The 14,489-nt window shown below is 70.3% G+C and carries 12 protein-coding genes and 2 pseudogenes; 7 read left to right on the top strand and 7 right to left on the bottom strand.

Annotated elements, in window-relative coordinates:
- Positions 1 to 96: 96 nt before the first annotated feature.
- Entirely contained in the window at positions 97 to 954 is an 858-nt protein-coding gene (locus RCR19_RS35020; RefSeq protein WP_331268769.1) for an aldo/keto reductase, read from the bottom strand.
- Between the two features lie 519 nt (positions 955 to 1,473).
- Here RCR19_RS35020 and RCR19_RS35015 point away from each other — a divergent pair.
- Positions 1,474 to 2,175 carry a haloacid dehalogenase type II gene (locus RCR19_RS35015; RefSeq protein WP_331268768.1) on the top strand — a complete coding sequence of 234 codons (702 nt, stop codon included), beginning with the start codon at positions 1,474 to 1,476 and terminating at the stop codon, positions 2,173 to 2,175.
- A 67-nt stretch (positions 2,176 to 2,242) separates the two neighbouring features.
- On the opposite strand, the gene RCR19_RS35010 is transcribed toward RCR19_RS35015, so the two are convergent.
- Positions 2,243 to 3,208: a pirin family protein gene (locus RCR19_RS35010; RefSeq protein ID WP_331268767.1), complete on the bottom strand. Its 966-nt coding sequence runs from the start codon at positions 3,206 to 3,208 to the stop codon at positions 2,243 to 2,245.
- Between the two features lie 175 nt (positions 3,209 to 3,383).
- Here RCR19_RS35010 and RCR19_RS35005 point away from each other — a divergent pair, with 175 nt between their 5' ends.
- The 3 genes from RCR19_RS35005 to RCR19_RS34995 all read left to right on the top strand — a co-directional run bounded on the left by RCR19_RS35005 (position 3,384) and on the right by RCR19_RS34995 (position 4,759).
- A complete protein-coding gene (locus RCR19_RS35005) occupies positions 3,384 to 3,881 on the top strand; it encodes a MarR family transcriptional regulator (RefSeq protein ID WP_331268766.1) in 498 nt (165 codons plus the stop codon).
- Positions 3,878 to 4,321, top strand: coding sequence for a MarR family transcriptional regulator (locus RCR19_RS35000; RefSeq protein WP_331268765.1), 444 nt, complete (start codon positions 3,878 to 3,880; stop codon positions 4,319 to 4,321). Before RCR19_RS35005 ends, RCR19_RS35000 begins: the two co-directional genes overlap by 4 nt.
- Positions 4,322 to 4,411: 90 nt before the next feature.
- Positions 4,412 to 4,759, top strand: a complete 348-nt coding sequence (locus RCR19_RS34995) for a tetratricopeptide repeat protein (RefSeq protein ID WP_331268764.1) — start codon at positions 4,412 to 4,414, stop codon at positions 4,757 to 4,759.
- 195 nt (positions 4,760 to 4,954) lie between these two features.
- Here the strand turns inward: RCR19_RS34995 and RCR19_RS34990 are convergent, their stop codons facing one another.
- Positions 4,955 to 6,367: a PepSY-associated TM helix domain-containing protein gene (locus RCR19_RS34990; protein ID WP_331268763.1), complete on the bottom strand. Its 1,413-nt coding sequence runs from the start codon at positions 6,365 to 6,367 to the stop codon at positions 4,955 to 4,957.
- A 206-nt stretch (positions 6,368 to 6,573) separates the two neighbouring features.
- On the opposite strand from RCR19_RS34990, the gene RCR19_RS34985 reads away from it, so the two are divergent.
- The gene (locus RCR19_RS34985) at positions 6,574 to 7,239 is read left to right on the top strand and encodes a peptide deformylase (RefSeq protein ID WP_331268762.1); all 666 of its coding nucleotides are present in this window, start codon (positions 6,574 to 6,576) and stop codon (positions 7,237 to 7,239) included.
- A gap of 123 nt (positions 7,240 to 7,362) precedes the next feature.
- Here RCR19_RS34985 and RCR19_RS34980 read toward each other — a convergent pair whose 3' ends face one another.
- Entirely contained in the window at positions 7,363 to 8,061 is a 699-nt protein-coding gene (locus RCR19_RS34980) for an alpha/beta hydrolase (protein ID WP_331268761.1), read from the bottom strand.
- 672 nt (positions 8,062 to 8,733) lie between these two features.
- Between RCR19_RS34980 and RCR19_RS34975 the strand changes: the two are divergent.
- Positions 8,734 to 9,032 (top strand): annotated as a pseudogene (locus RCR19_RS34975) (ArsR family transcriptional regulator); the annotation flags it as partial.
- 432 nt (positions 9,033 to 9,464) lie between these two features.
- Positions 9,465 to 11,933 carry an excinuclease ABC subunit UvrA gene (gene uvrA, locus RCR19_RS34970; protein WP_331268760.1) on the top strand — a complete coding sequence of 823 codons (2,469 nt, stop codon included), beginning with the start codon at positions 9,465 to 9,467 and terminating at the stop codon, positions 11,931 to 11,933.
- A 245-nt stretch (positions 11,934 to 12,178) separates the two neighbouring features.
- Here uvrA and RCR19_RS34965 read toward each other — a convergent pair.
- The 3 genes and pseudogenes from RCR19_RS34965 to RCR19_RS34955 form a co-directional block, all read right to left on the bottom strand.
- A pseudogene (locus tag RCR19_RS34965) lies at positions 12,179 to 12,322 on the bottom strand (IS5/IS1182 family transposase); the annotation flags it as partial.
- Positions 12,323 to 12,546: 224 nt separating this feature from the next.
- Complete coding sequence (locus RCR19_RS34960; protein ID WP_331268759.1) at positions 12,547 to 13,695, bottom strand: hypothetical protein; 1,149 nt, start codon at positions 13,693 to 13,695, stop codon at positions 12,547 to 12,549.
- 127 nt (positions 13,696 to 13,822) lie between these two features.
- Complete coding sequence (locus RCR19_RS34955; RefSeq protein ID WP_331268758.1) at positions 13,823 to 14,203, bottom strand: DUF2267 domain-containing protein; 381 nt, start codon at positions 14,201 to 14,203, stop codon at positions 13,823 to 13,825.
- Positions 14,204 to 14,489 lie beyond the last annotated feature (286 nt).

The following is a 14,489-nucleotide window of genomic DNA, read 5'->3' as shown; positions in this document are numbered from 1 at the left end:
TCGGCGCGGGGACCGTCGAGACGGGCGACGATCCGGTGGTGGCCTGTCGTCCCGTCCCCGGTGAAGTCCTGATACACGGAGACGGGGCAGAAGGTGTCAGACCGCCTTGGCCAGGGTCTCGAGGGCCTGGTCGTCCAACTGGATCGAGGCGGCACCGATGTTGTCCTCCAGGTGCGCCACGCTCGACGTGCCCGGGATGGGAAGCATGACCGGCGAGCGCTTGAGCAGCCAGGCGAGTGCGAGCTGGGACGGGGAGGCTCCGTACTGCCGCGACAGCGCCGCGAGCGGGCCGTCCGGCCCGGCAAGTTCACCGGTGGCCAGCGGGAACCAGGGGATGAAACCGATGCCCCGTTCGGTGGCGTGGTCCAGCAGGTCCTCGGCCGAGCGATTGGCGAGGTTGTACAGATTCTGAACCGTGGTGATGTCGGCGATTCGTGAGGCCTCCTTGACCTGGTCGACGGTGACTTCGCTGAGGCCGATGTAGCGGATCTTTCCCTCGTCCTGGAGCTTCTTCAGCTCGCCGACCTGGTCCTCCAGCGGTACAGCGGGGTCGATGCGGTGCAGCTGGAAGAGGTCGATGCGGTCGACGCCGAGGTGGCGCAGACTGAGTTCGGCCTGCTGCCGCAGGTATTCCGGCCGGCCGAGCGGGATCCACTGATCGGGTCCCTGCCGGGTGAATCCGGCCTTCGTGGCGATGACCAGGTCGTCGGCGTACGGGTGCAGAGCCTCTTTGATCAGGAGCTCGGCGGTGAACGGACCGTAGGAGTCGGCCGTGTCGATGAAGTTCACGCCCAGCTCGACCGCCCGTCGTAGGACCCGGACGGCCTCCGCCCGGTTCGCGGGCTCGCCCCACACACCGGGGCCGGTCAACTGCATCGAGCCGAAGCCGAGACGGGTGAGCGTCAGCTCACCCAGAGTGAAGGTACCGCTGGCGCCGGCAGAAATCTCGCTCATCATGCCTCCAGAAGTGAACTGTACGGACAGTTTACTTCACACGCCCGGAACCGCCAACCGGACCTCGTATGCCGCCGCCTCCGAGGGTTTCCCGCGTTCAGCCCGGCGACTGACGCTCGAGTGCAGACGAGGGCACGCCGTGCACTCGGTGCTATGCGGCGGCGAGCCCGGTGGCAGCGCAGGGGCGGTGTCGGCGCTGCGGGGCACGGGCAGCCTCTCCCCGGGTGCCATGTGGCCGTCGGTCATAAGAGCGAGGCCCGCGCCGATCGATGACGCCGACCCTCGCCGCCATGACCCGATCGGCCCAGCGCACGCCAGCGACACGGCGAAGAGATGCGTGGCGCCCCGTGTACGGCCTTCTACCGCATCACTCGCGCCTCATACTGTCGATGCCGTCGTCGACAGATTTGCCCGAGTGTTCCGGTTGTCCGCGCCTCGCAGGGGCGGCCGGACCGGCCATCCCAGCGGTCGTGACGGCGGTCCGAGTCTGCCGGCCCACGGATGAACGGAAGCCCGGTCATGCCTGAGCGACCGATCGTAGTGTTCGACGTCAACGAGACCCTGCTCGACCTGGACGCGATCCGCCCCACCTTCGACCGGATCTTCGACGATCCCGCAGTCCTGCGCCTGTGGTTCGCCCACCTGATCACCTACTCCGAGGCGCTCACACTCAGCGGCGTGTACGTCCCCTTCACCGACATCGGCGGCGCTGTGCTCCGGATGCTCGCCGCCACCCGCGACATCACGATCAGCGACGCCGACGCCGCCGAACTCACCGACCGGTTCGCCGCCATGCCGCCCCACCCCGAGGTCCCCGCCGCCCTGCGACGCCTTAACGACCACGACTTCCGGCTCTTCACGCTCACCGACAACACGCTCGACATCTCGGGACGGCAGCTGGATCGGGCGGGTCTCACCCACCTGTTCGAGCGCCGGTTCAGCGTCGACGAGACCGCCCGCCGCCACAAGCCCGCCCCGGAGGCCTACCGATCGGTGTCCTCCGCACTCGACGTCGACCCGGCCGGCATCTGTCTGATCGCCTGCCACGTCTGGGACACGATCGGCGCCGCGGCGGCCGGCTGGCAGACGGCACTCATCCTCCGCGAGGGCAACGCGCCACTCGACGTCGGCCCGCAACCCGATCTCATCGGCCAGGACCTCGATGCGATCGCCGACCAGTTAATCGAGCAGTACGGGGACGGCGGCCCGGGCCGCGTGTGACCGCGGGGTCCGTCGCCGCCCGGGCCGACGCGGACCCTGCCCTCCCGTGCGGCATCCATCCCTCGGGTCAGCGCACCCGCCCGCGCGGTTTCAGCGGTACCGGCGGCAGTTCGGGCGCGGGCAGCGGAGCACCGTCGTACCCCTTCACCTCACCGAACCGCGAGCCCGTCATCCACTCGGCACGCGCCTGGGTGATGTCCGCCTGCGTGCGCCCGATGAAGTTCCACCACATGATCAGTTCTTCGTCGAACGGTTCACCGCCGAGGAGCATCAGGCTCGCGTCCGACTCGGCACGCAGCGGGAGTTCGGTGCGGCCGCAGCCGAGGTAGAGCATCGAACCCGGCAGGACCGGCACGCCGTCGACATGGGCCTCGCCCGACATCGACAGCACCGCGTACTCGAAGTCCGCCTCCAGCGGCAGTCGTACGTCCGATCCGCGTGTCAGAGACAGATCGGCGCCCACGATCGGGGTGAACGTCGTACCGGGCGACGTCGCACCGTCGATCCCGCCCAGGATCAGCGTGGCCGTCAGGCCCGGCGCCGTGACCACGGGCAGTTCCGCGTGGTACTCGAAGTGCGGCTCGGTGTGCCGGTGGCTGTCGGGCAGGGCCACCCACAGCTGCGCGCCGTGCAGAAAGCGCGCGTGCGACTTCGGGCTCTCCTCGGAGTGGCTGATCGCCCCGCCCGATGTCATCAGGCCCAACTGGCGCGGACGGATGGTCTGGAGGCTGCCGGTCGAATCACGGTGCAGCACTTCGCCCTCGTGCAGCCAGCTGACCGTCTGAAGGCCCATGTGCGGGTGCGGCGGGACCTGCATCCCGGGCTCGTCGGCGATGTCGTCCGGACCGTAGTGATCGACGAAGCACCACGCGCCCACCATGCGACGCCCCAGGTTCGGCAGCAGTCGGCGGACCTCCGTCGACTCGCCGAGCCGGACACGGCGTGGACTGAGGAGTTCGCGCACCGGCTCCGCCACCACGAACCCGCGGCCACCGCACACGGCGGGCACTGCCTCGCGATCCAGATTGCTCATGCCGCACAACCTAGTCCTGCACGGACGCCTGCGTCAGGCCAACCACGCGTCCGCGGCGGCGCTCTTGAATCGAACCTGACGTCGAGATTCCCCCGTGAGGGCCTTCACTCATGGAGGACCGATGGAGCGGAAAATATAGTAGCCATGGCTATAGTGGCCATGTACAGTAATTCCCATGAGTACGGCATCCGAAGGCGCGACCCCCGGCTTCCTCGTCTGGCGACTGTCCACGAAGTGGCGCGTGGCGGTCGATCGCGCAGTGGCACCGCTCGGTCTGACGCACGCCCAGTACGCACTGGTGGCAACGCTGTTCGGTATGCACCGCAGCGGCCGGCGCCCCAGCCAGCGTCAGCTCGCCGACCACACCGGGCTCGAGGCGCTCTATGTCTCCAAGCTCGCCCGCACCCTGGAGACCGCCGGTCTCGTGGACCGGGCGCGCGACCCGGCGGACCCCCGCGCCGTACAGCTGTCCCTCACGACCGAGGGACAGCAGGTCGCGCGGCGGGCGATCCAGGTGGTCCAGCGGCTCCACGAGCAGTTCCTCGAACCGCTGGGCGGCCTCGACAGCTCCCGTACCAAGGCCTTCACCGACGAACTGCGCGCCCTGCTCGACGCACCACTCGACCCGTCGGCCGCAAGCACCGACATCGGTATCACGGAGGAGACGTCATGACCCACCCCGCTCCCGTCGCCAACGGCCGGCTCATCGGCCTCACCCACTACGCGAGCCGCGCACTGCTGGAGCGCATCCTTGCTCGCACCGGCACCACCTTCACCCAGTCCTCGGCACTGCGGACGCTCGCGGACCACGGCGGGGTCCTCGAGCGCGGCTCGCTCGTGAGTCTCGTTCGCGACGCACTCAGGACCACAGACGAGCCGGAGATCGCCACGGCCGTCGAGGGACTTGTCGCGAACGGGATGCTGGACATGTCCGCCGACGACCGGGTGTCCTTCACAGACCGCGGCCGGGAGCTGCTCGACGGCATCCAGGACGGGGGCAAGGAGGTCGCCTCCCAGTTGTACGCGGGCATCCCCCAGGAGGACCTGGAGACTGCCGGGCGGGTGCTGGCGCTGGTCCTCCAGCGTGCGAACACCGAGCTGGCGGCCGCATAGCCTCTCCCGGGACAGCCCGAACGCGGTCGTCCCGGTCGTGGAATATTCAACAATCCGGGTCGGTTGTGAGCTCCCGTAAGGAGGTATCGAGTGGAAACGACGTACTACGACCACGGGGCACCTGCGGAGCGCTGGGAGCGGGCGCGGATGTTCTTCGACGCCAAGGACTACTACGCGGCGGCGCGGGTCCTGGAGGGGCTGGTCGACGAGGTACCGGAGCAGACCGGACCGCGGCTGCTGCTGGCCCGCGCCTACTACCACTCGGCCCAACTGCGTCGCGCCGAGGCCGAGTTGAATGTCATCGTGGAACGCGACCCGGTGGAGCACTACGCCCGGCTGCTGCTGGGGCGCACCCTGCAGCGGCAGGGTCGCGACGGCGAGGCGGAGCCGCATCTGCGGATCGCGTCCGCGTTCGGGGGCGACTTCGCGCAGGTGTGACGGTCCGCAGGTGACGACGGTGACGGCCCGTGCCCGGCTTTTCCGGGCACGGGCCGCCCCATGGGTCGCAGCGGCCCCGGCGGGGTCCATGGGCCCGCTCCCCCGGCGAAGAGGGCGGCACAAAGGGCGCCATACCACCGGTCAGTCCGATGGGAGAGACCACGCGGCACCATGGCGCCCGTCCGGATGGCCGCGCTAAGTGCGCGTCGACGTGCCCGACCGGGCCGTCCGACCTCCGCGGGAACCCCTGCCCCGACGGTGGGCGATCTCACCGAGGACGATGTCCACCAGCAGGAACGCCGCCAGCGGGATCCCCAGCAGCGGCACGAAGTAGCCGAGCACCGCTATCGCCGCCATGCCCGGGACGAGAATCTGCGGGGGCACCTGCCGCCAGGCACCGCGTGGCACGGGTCGCCCGAACATGCCCGCGCGGCCCCGCTGCCACCACATGCGATAGCCCCACACGATCAGCAGGACCAGGGAGAGCGCCAGACCCATCAGGGCGATCTGGTTGACCGGTCCGAACAGGACACCGGTGTGCAGGTCGATGCCCCAGCGCGTCAACTTCGCGAGCACCGGGTAGTCCGCGAAACGCAGCACGTCGAGCACCTCACCGGTGGCGGGTTCGACGGCCACCGCGTCCTGCTTGCCCGGCCAGCCGCGTTCGATCTGGCGGACGACGTAGGCGGAGGACGCGTCGGCGGGCGGGACGATCTCGACGGGGTCGGTGAGGCCCTCGGCGCGCGCGGCGGCGAGCACCCTGTCCAGGCCCACACCGTGCCGGCCGTCCCCACGCGCCGAACCGTGGCCCGCGTGCTCGCCGTCCACGGTCACCGAGATGGACGGGGTCGCCTGGCCCAGCGAGGTGCGGAGTTCGTCGATGTTCGCCCCCGCGTAGGTGGACCAGGTCAGCCCGGTGGCGGAGAGGAAGAGGAATCCGACGGCGGTCCAGACGCCGACGGTGCCGTGCAGGCCGAGGGTGCGACGGCGGCCGTTCGTCCCACGCACCTTGCGCTGCGCCCGCCGGCGCGCGCACCACAGCACCAGGCCGCCACCGGCGATCACCCACAGCCAGCTGGCGGCGAGTTCGCTGTAGAGGCGGCCGTGCTCGCCGAGGTGCAGATCGCGGTGGAACTCGTCGATCCAGGTGCGCAGCGGCAGGGCTCCGGTGGAGCCGTACTGCTCCAAGGCGCCGCGCACCCTGCCGGTGTACGGGTCGACGAAGACGGCGAGTACATGGTCCTCGTCCACGCCGGGCACACCCGACAGCAGCACTCTGGTTGTGGCGTCCTCCTCCGCGGAGAGCCGTACCGCCGACAGCGTGCCTTCGGGGTGTGCCCCGCGTGCCGCGGCGACCTGCCGGCCGATCGGCAGTTTGCTGTCACCGGCCGGGACGGTCGTCTCCTGCGGATAGACGAACCTCTCGGCCTGGAACGACGCCGCGTACAGGAATCCGGTGACGGCCGCGACCAGCAGGAACGGGGCGACGAGGACTCCTGCGTAGAAGTGCAGGCGCAGCACCAGCGGGCGCAGCGGCGCCCATCGGGAGGGGTCGGGAGCGGCGGGCCGGCTCGGCTCGGCCGTCGTGGTCGTGGGAGCGGTGGGCATCGGCGGCTTCTCCGGGGCTGGGGACGGACTCGGGGCCACGCACCGGGAGGCGGGACGTGGCGGTCCAGTAGTCGGAGGGCCGTGCGGACGAGTTCCCCGCACCGTTCGTGACCTGCATCACATATCGGTCCCCCGTGCGGTGACATCTGCCACAGCGACGCCCGGCGAGCGCCCTCGCCTCGTGCTTCTGCTGTCATGCTGACCGGATGGCATCCGAAGTCGACCGCACGAACCCCACTGGGCGCCCGATCGCCGAGCTGGTCGAAGAACTCCTCGTCGCCGGCGACCCGTTGCCGATCGTCGCCGCCGGCCACCCCGTGCTCCGCCGTGGAGCCGAGCCGTACGACGGCCAGTTGTCGCCCGCGCTGCTGGCCCGCTTCGTCGAGGCCCTGCGCACGACGATGCACGCGGCGCCCGGGGTGGGACTCGCGGCCCCACAGGTCGGGGTGCCGCTGCGGATCGCGGTCATCGAGGACCCGGCGCCCGTTCCCGAGGAGGTCAGGGTGGCGCGCGGCCGGCTGCCGCAGCCCTTCCGGGTGCTGGTCAATCCGTCGTACGAGGCGCTCGGCGGCGAACGGGCCGCGTTCTTCGAGGGCTGCCTGAGCGTGCCGGGCTGGCAGGCGGTGGTGGCCCGCCATGCGCGGGTACGGCTGCGGGCTCTGGACGAGCACGGCACCGTGGTGGACGAGGAGTTCGCGGGCTGGCCGGCCCGCATCGTCCAGCACGAGACGGACCATCTGGACGGCGTGCTCTATCTGGACCGTGCCGAGTTGCGCTCGCTGGCGACGAACGAGGCGGTGTTGGCGCGTTGGGCGCAGCCGACACCCGAACGAGCGGCGGCGGAACTGGGGTTCACGCTGCCCGGCTCATGAACCGGAGCCGTCGGGCCGCCGGTCCTTCGGAGGGCCGCCACCCGACAAGTGGTTCCCCGTGGCCGACATGGACCAGCGCACCTGATGCACGCCCGAACGTGGCCCGCAAGCGTCGGCCCCCGATCACTCCCCCGCGGCGTCGAGGAGGATGTCCGCCAGTTCGCGCGGCTGGGAGAACATCGGCCAGTGGCCGGTGTTCATCTCGACCAGCCGCCAGTGCTCGCTGGTCAGCAGCTTGGTCACGTCCTCGCCGGGCTCGGCTTCGGCGAGCAGACACAGGATGTACGTCGCCGGAAGTTCGGCGAGCGATCGGGCGAGCACGGCTGGCTCGGTCAGCGTAGCGCCCGGGTGCGGCGTCGAACCGCCCACGATCCGTGCGATCTGCTCATCGGTGAGGCCATGGCCGTCGAAGTGGGCTGCGGTCACGAGCGGCCAGAACCCTCCGTTCTCGGCGATCGACGCCTTCACCGTCGCCCCGCCGTCCGGCCACGCGGAGACGAACGACTCGCCGTCGGCCGGAACAGCCGAATCGACGAAGACCACGCGTGTCAGCCGCTCGCCGATCCTCTCCGCTGCCTGGCCGACGGGGATCCCCGAGTAGCTGTGACCGACCAGGACTACATCGCGAAGACCCTGGCGGTCGACCTCGTCGACGACGTCCTGGACGTGGGTCTGCTGCCCGGCCGGCGCACCCCGCTTGTCCGCAAGTCCGGACAGCGTCAACGGGTGGGCGCCATGGCCGGCCGCACGCAGATACGGCACCACGTCGTCCCACGCCCACGCTCCGAGTCGCGCGCCTGCAACCAGTACGAAGTCGGCCATGGCTGCACAGTAGCGCGGCAGCCCTGCAACCGCCCAGAAGATGCTGTTGATACACGCTCTGGCGTCCTGCGCCAGTAGTTGATCGTTAGTAGTTGTGTGACTTCTGCTGGTGCGTCAGTTCCCCGTCGGGGCCCGAAGCTGGAACCGTTGCCGCTGTCTGATGATGAGCGGGCGGCACCCGCTCCGGCACCACCGCGGACCGCACCGCACGCCGCGCCACCGGCCACCACGCTTCGATGTCCGGCCCAGAAGCAACGGCTCGATCCGCGCGCACGGCGCGTCGGACAACGGCGCGCCCGGACCAGCGATCGGATGATCCGAACGAAACGGCTGACCTGGGCGGGATGGCCCGCGCAAACCGGCCCAGGCCGCTGCCCACGGGCCTCTTCCAAGCGCTCGCCGGCGTGTTCGCCACCGCGACGTTCGGCCTCGTCAGCAGCGACATCTTGCCGGTCACCTCTGCGTGGGGCCGCTCCGCGACGCGGTGTTCACCCTGCTGTCGATCAAAGCGCTTTCCCGGTGCTCGTGCACGAGGCGGATCGCCATGGCATCCCCGCCGAGGCCACCCGTTTGACCGAGCCTCTCCTGACGTCGCCGGCGGCGAAGACCCGTGGAAGTGTGGTCTCCAGCACGGGCGGGCCGCGGTGGTGCGACATGTATCAACACAGACAGGTGCCGAACATCAAGGCGCTGCCTCTGCTGGAGCCCAGGTCTCCGGTGCGGTGGTGCCGTGCTGGCCGCCCTTGACCGAGCGACCCCTGACCGCCGAGGAAGCCGAGCGTACCGCGGCGATGTTCAAGGCGCTCGACGATGCGGTCCGGCTGCCCCTGTTCTCGGCGGTGGCCTCGCACCAGGGCGGCGAGGCGTGCGTGTGCGACACCTCAGATGTGGGCGTCTCGCAGCCGACCCTCTCCCACCATCTGAAGCAGCTCGAGGAGCCCGGGCTGCGCGCCTCCGGGCGGCGCGACACGTAGGTCTACTACGGAGTCGAGCCCTCGGTCATGGCCGCCATGGGCGCATGCTCGCGACCTGGGGCTGAGCCGTCGGGGCGAGTGCGCCACCGGGGCGAACCACCGGTTCGCCGAAGCGCGCCGGCGGGGGGCAGGCGAAGACCCCGACTGGTTCGGGGGATCCCCAGCCGATGCCGATCGAAAGTGAGCGCGAAGGGCGGTCGCCTCGCGGCGGGGGCTCCATAAGGCTTCAGCCGAACGATCGTCCTCATGGGCGAAGGGTGAGGCCCGGGGACACAGTTCTCTTCACGCCCACACACGGATCATGGGTGATGCACTCTCGAATGCTCCCTGGGAGCGTCTCGTACCGGGATTTCTCCGAGCGCTCGTGTGAGGGGGCCCGGTGACGGCGGCTGTCGCGCGGTTCCCGGCGCGATCAGGTAATCAGGAACGGTGAACAAGGACGCGACCGACCCCTTCGTGCATGTCCGGGGCGCCAGTGAGAACAACCTGCGGAACATCGATGTCGACGTTCCACGGGACGCGATGGTCGCCTTCACCGGCATCTCCGGTTCGGGCAAGTCCTCGCTCGCGTTCGGCACGCTCTACGCGGAGGCCCAGCGGCGCTACTTCGAGTCCGTAGCACCGTACGCCCGAAGGCTGTTGCAACAGGTCGGCGCACCGCACGTCCAGGAAATCACCGGACTGCCACCGGCCGTGGCCCTGCAGCAGCGACGCGGGTCGCCCAGCTCGCGCTCGACGGTCGGCACCCTCACCACGCTGTCCAATCTGCTGCGCATGCTGTACTCGCGCGCCGGCACCTATCCGCCCCGGGCCGCACGGCTTGAAGCCGAGTCGTTCTCACCCAACACCGCGGCCGGCGCCTGCCCTGAGTGCCACGGACTGGGCGTCGTGCACGACGTCGCTGAGGACCTGCTCGTCCCGGACCCCTCGCTGAGCATCCGCGAGGGGGCGATCGCCGCCTGGCCGGGCGCCTGGCAGGGCGCCAACCTGCGCAGTGTCGTGAGCGGCCTGGGAATCGACATCGACCGTCCGTGGCGCAGGCTCAGGAAGAAGGACCGGGACTGGCTGCTGTACACGGACGAACAGCCCTCCGTGTACATCGAGCCGGAGGAGGACCGCGTCGACTACGGCTACCAGGGCAAGTTCTGGAGCGCCCGCAAGCACGTCATGCACGTCCTCGCCGACTCCAAGAGCGAGAAGATGCGCGAACGGGCGCTCCGGTTCGTCAGGAGTGTGCCCTGCCCCGAGTGTCACGGCAGCGGACTGCGGCCCGAGGCACTCGCCGTGACCTTCGCCGGATGTTCCATCGCCGAGATCAACGCGATGCCGCTCACCGATGTCGTGGCGCTGCTGAGGCCCGTCGCGGGGCGGTCCGAGGCCGACGCCACCACGTCGACCGCCCGATCCGGGGAAACGACCGAGGTCGCGGTCCGGATCTGCGGCGATCTGGTCGCGCGGGTCGACGTACTGCTCGACCTGGGCCTCGGCTATCTCAGCCTCGGGCGCCGCTCGACGACCCTGTCGCCAGGCGAGGCGCAGCGCCTGCGGATCGCCACCCAGCTGCGCTCGGGGCTGTTCGGCGTCGTCTACGTCCTCGACGAACCCTCCGCGGGCCTGCACCCGGCTGACGCGGAACCGCTGCTGAACGTGCTGGACCGCCTCAAGGCGGCGGGCAACTCGCTGTTCGTCGTGGAGCACGACATGGACGTCGTACGGCGGGCGGACTGGGTGGTCGACATCGGCCCCGGTGCGGGCGAGGGCGGCGGACGCGTGCTGTACAGCGGCCCGGTCGCCGGTCTTGAGCGGGTCGGGGAGTCGGCCACGAGCCAGTATCTGTTCGGGCGCGCCCAGCCGCTCGATCACCGCCCGCGCACACCGCACGGCTGGCTGCACCTGAGCGGCGTCTCCCGCCACAATCTGCACGACGTGTCCGTCGACGTACCGCTCTGCGTACTGACGGCAGTGACGGGCGTGTCCGGTTCCGGAAAGTCGACGCTGGTGACGCAGGTGCTCGCCGAGGTCGTCCGCGGCCACCTCGGACTCGTACCCGGGGAACCCGACGAGGCGCAGCTGGAGGTCGACGTCCAGGACGCGTCGGGGGTCGAGTCGTTCGACCGGCTGGTCCGGGTCGACCAACGGCCCATCGGCCGAACACCCCGGTCCAACCTGGCCACGTATACCGGGATGTTCGACGCGGTGCGCAAGCTGTACACGGCGACGGACGAAGCCAGGGCGCGCGGCTACTCGGCGGGGCGGTTCTCCTTCAACGTGCCCGAAGGGCGGTGCGAGACCTGCCAGGGTGAAGGATTCGTCGCGGTGGAACTGCTGTTCCTGCCCGGCACCTACGCGCCGTGCCCGACCTGCGGAGGCGCCCGGTACAACGCGGAAACACTGGAAGTCACCTATCGCGGCAAGAACATCGCGGAAGTACTGGCGCTGTCCGTCGACGCCGCCGCCAAGTTCCTGTCCGACGTCCCGGCCGCCTCCCGCAGTCTGGAGACGTTGCGCGAGGTGGGACTGGGGTACCTGCGGCTGGGCCAGCCCGCGACGGAACTCAGCGGCGGTGAGGCGCAACGCATTAAACTGGCCACCGAACTGCAGCGAGCCCGCCGCGGGCACGCCCTCTACCTGCTCGACGAGCCGACGGCGGGGCTGCACCCCTCGGACATCGCGCTGCTGCTGCGACAGCTGCACCAGCTCGTCGACGCCGGCAACACGGTCGTCGTCGTCGAGCACGACCTGGATACAATCGCCGCCGCCGACTGGGTCATCGACCTCGGTCCGGGCGGCGGCGACGCGGGCGGGCGGGTGGTCGCGGCAGGCCCGCCGGCCAAGGTGGCGAGGGCCCGCCGCAGCGCCACCGCACCCTATCTCGCGGCCCGGCTCGCGCGCTCCTGACGACAGCGCGAGGGGCTGAGCACCGGTCAGCCGGGTTCGGGGGCGCAGGGTCGCGCGTCGCCATGCTGCGTTCCAGCTTGTGGCGGATATTGCCCGCGAGGTGTCCCGTCCGGGCCCCCTACACGATGAGTTCCGCGACGTGGCGCATCTTGAGTTCGGTGTGCGGGGAGATCTCCCGCAGGACGTCCCCGCCGTCCTCCGCGCGCAGGCCGGCCAGCATGACGACGATGCTGATCACCCTGATTGCGGGCCCCGGCAGCATGCTGGTGGGCGCGGCAGGCCGTGGAGTCGATGCTCAAGTCCCATGTGATCGCTCCCTTCGCGTCGGCCAGGGCCTGGAGCCGGGTGAGGATCCGCTGCCAGGTGACGCTCCGCTGCCACCGGCGGAACAGTGGTCCGGCACGGTCTGGGCATCTCCTTCCTGCCCGCTTTCGCTGTTGCAGGCACCCCAGGCCTGCACGTCCTGGACGTTCACGGCACCATGCTCCGCTGGAGCAATGCATCTCGGCACGTCGTCGACCCGGCGGCCCAGCTCGGCCCTGGGGGCGCTGCGCGACATGGTCGACCTCCACGTCATCGCCCTGTGACGCCCGGACCGCGGCCTGGGCGTCCGTCACCCGTCGGTGGTGTCCGGCCCCCTGCGTCCTCCTCGCTCCGGCCGCGAAATCTGCCGCAGCATCCGCTGACGCTCACGCTGCCGTCGTCCATAGGCGGCGTCGGACACCTTCTCGTCCCCTTCGAGGCTGGTGCCGAAGGCCCCGCCGATCATCGCGATGGCGGTGATGAACCAGGCCAGGAAGAGGTAGTCGCCGACGCCGACCTGCCGTCCGATGAACTTGCGCAGGACGGACGCGTCCAGCAGCAGGAAGGAGACGGCGACCAGAGCCACGAACAGGGCCGTGGCCAACACCATCACGGCGAGCGCGATGGTGACCAGGGTGACCAGGTTGTAGGGGTATAGAGGGTGGTGCCGTGCAGGGAGGTGGGTGCTGCGCTCCCAGAGCTGGTGGTCGACGATGATCCACAGGGTGAGAGCGACTGCGGACGCAGCGGTGATGACGGCATGCTGCACGGCGTCGAGTGCGGTGGCGAGGTTCCAGGTGGCGCTGTTGATGAACAGGACCGTAGCCGTGGCGAACACGCCCGCCAGGGCCCGGGAGAGGGAGCCGAACAGCCGCCAGGGGCGGTTGGCGTACACCATGCCGGCGACGAGTCGGGCGTGGCCGCGCAGGCCGGGCACGACGTAGCGCTGGGGCTGCTCGGGGCCGGGACGGGTGTCCGGTACCGGTTCCCGCGGCGGACGGCCGATCACCTCCGGGTGCCTGGGCGTCTCCTCGTGCGCGACCAACTCTCGGACGACATCCACGACGGCCTGCCGCACCCGGCGCCGAAGGCGGCGGGCCCCAAGGGCGGGAAGGGAGATGAGCGCGGCACGGAGCGCGGTGTCGACCTCGACGCTGATCGGGTAGAACCGGGCCCGCCGCGGAAGGTCGGTGAGAAAGATCGCTACGTCCCATTCGGCACCGTCCAGGTGGTTTCTGACGGCCTCGGCGATGTCGGAGACGTCGGCCTGTTCGCTCCCGCTGAGCGGGGCGGTCATCGTGACGACCTGCCATCCGACCCGAGCACGGACTGCCCGGCGCAGATGGTCGGGCAACCGGGGGGCGAGAGCCCGGGCGATCTCCGACGGCAGACCGGGGTCGGCCACCAGTACGACGCGCACGGATCCGCCGGGGGACGTCTCGGGCACGTCAGCTGTCATGACCACACCTTCGTGTGCGCCTCGCGCCATGGCGGCCGCACGGGCCAGCGGTCTGCGGGTGTCACCCACCGTGTCCCGGCGCACGCGCAACGTCCGGGCCGCTGGCGCCGCGCCGAAGGCTCCGGGGTCAGCCGGGGGATTCGAGGGCCTGGGAGAAGTCCTTTCCAAGCTGCGACATCAGGTCGTTGAACTCCTTCTCGCTGATCGCCTCCCGGAGCATGGCCAGTACGGTCCGCACACCCCGGTCGGCTTCCTCCTCCTTGAGCATGGTGCGTTCGGCCACGCGCCGCACGCTGTCGTAGTGGCCGAAGCGCTCGATGCGGTCGGTGGTTCCCCGGCGCACCGCCTCTGCGAGGCCCTCGGGGAGCTCGGTGATCAGGTCCCTGGCCTCCCCGGGGCTCAGCCTGTGGGCCAGCATCTCGAGCGTGGCCCAGGTCAGGTCCGCCGCCTCCTGCCGGCTCAGTCCGGTGCGCTCGGCGACGGTACGGACGAATTCCTGCTCATCCATGCGTCGTCCTCCTTCGCTGCTGTGTTGCGACGAACGGCGCGGACCCCCCTGCAAGCCTGCCACGCCGACCCGGCCCGCGCCCGCGCACGGACTGCGGTGACCACGACCACCCACACCTTGACGCCTCCGTGCACCGTGGTGTGCAGGGCCTCGCCCTCCAGGCTGAGTCCGCCGTGTCCCTCGTGTTGAACAGGCATCACTCAGCCGCCGAGTATCGCCCCCGATCCGCCGTTACAGTAATGAGCTGCTGAACCTCGGCCGCGAGACGGATGCCGCGGAAACCGGC

Source organism: Streptomyces sp. WAC07094 (genome assembly GCF_036320405.1).
In the GTDB taxonomy this organism is placed as follows: domain Bacteria; phylum Actinomycetota; class Actinomycetes; order Streptomycetales; family Streptomycetaceae; genus Streptomyces; species Streptomyces lannensis.
The sequence above is the reverse complement of the archived record's forward strand: the minus strand, read 5'-3'. Positions and strand labels throughout refer to the sequence as shown.

What these genes read in the sequence shown, in the direction of transcription:
- RCR19_RS34990 (WP_331268763.1), bottom strand. Translation starts at nt 6,367, where the DNA reads ATGCCCACCGCTCCCACGACCACGACGGCCGAGCCGAGCCGGCCCGCC.
- RCR19_RS34980 (WP_331268761.1), bottom strand. Translation starts at nt 8,061, where the DNA reads ATGGCCGACTTCGTACTGGTTGCAGGCGCGCGACTCGGAGCGTGGGCG.
- RCR19_RS35015 (WP_331268768.1), top strand. Translation starts at nt 1,474, where the DNA reads ATGCCTGAGCGACCGATCGTAGTGTTCGACGTCAACGAGACCCTGCTC.
- RCR19_RS34985 (WP_331268762.1), top strand. Translation starts at nt 6,574, where the DNA reads ATGGCATCCGAAGTCGACCGCACGAACCCCACTGGGCGCCCGATCGCC.
- RCR19_RS35010 (WP_331268767.1), bottom strand. Translation starts at nt 3,208, where the DNA reads ATGAGCAATCTGGATCGCGAGGCAGTGCCCGCCGTGTGCGGTGGCCGC.
- RCR19_RS35020 (WP_331268769.1), bottom strand. Translation starts at nt 954, where the DNA reads ATGAGCGAGATTTCTGCCGGCGCCAGCGGTACCTTCACTCTGGGTGAG.
- RCR19_RS35000 (WP_331268765.1), top strand. Translation starts at nt 3,878, where the DNA reads ATGACCCACCCCGCTCCCGTCGCCAACGGCCGGCTCATCGGCCTCACC.
- RCR19_RS35005 (WP_331268766.1), top strand. Translation starts at nt 3,384, where the DNA reads ATGAGTACGGCATCCGAAGGCGCGACCCCCGGCTTCCTCGTCTGGCGA.
- RCR19_RS34955 (WP_331268758.1), bottom strand. Translation starts at nt 14,203, where the DNA reads ATGGATGAGCAGGAATTCGTCCGTACCGTCGCCGAGCGCACCGGACTG.
- RCR19_RS34960 (WP_331268759.1), bottom strand. Translation starts at nt 13,695, where the DNA reads ATGACAGCTGACGTGCCCGAGACGTCCCCCGGCGGATCCGTGCGCGTC.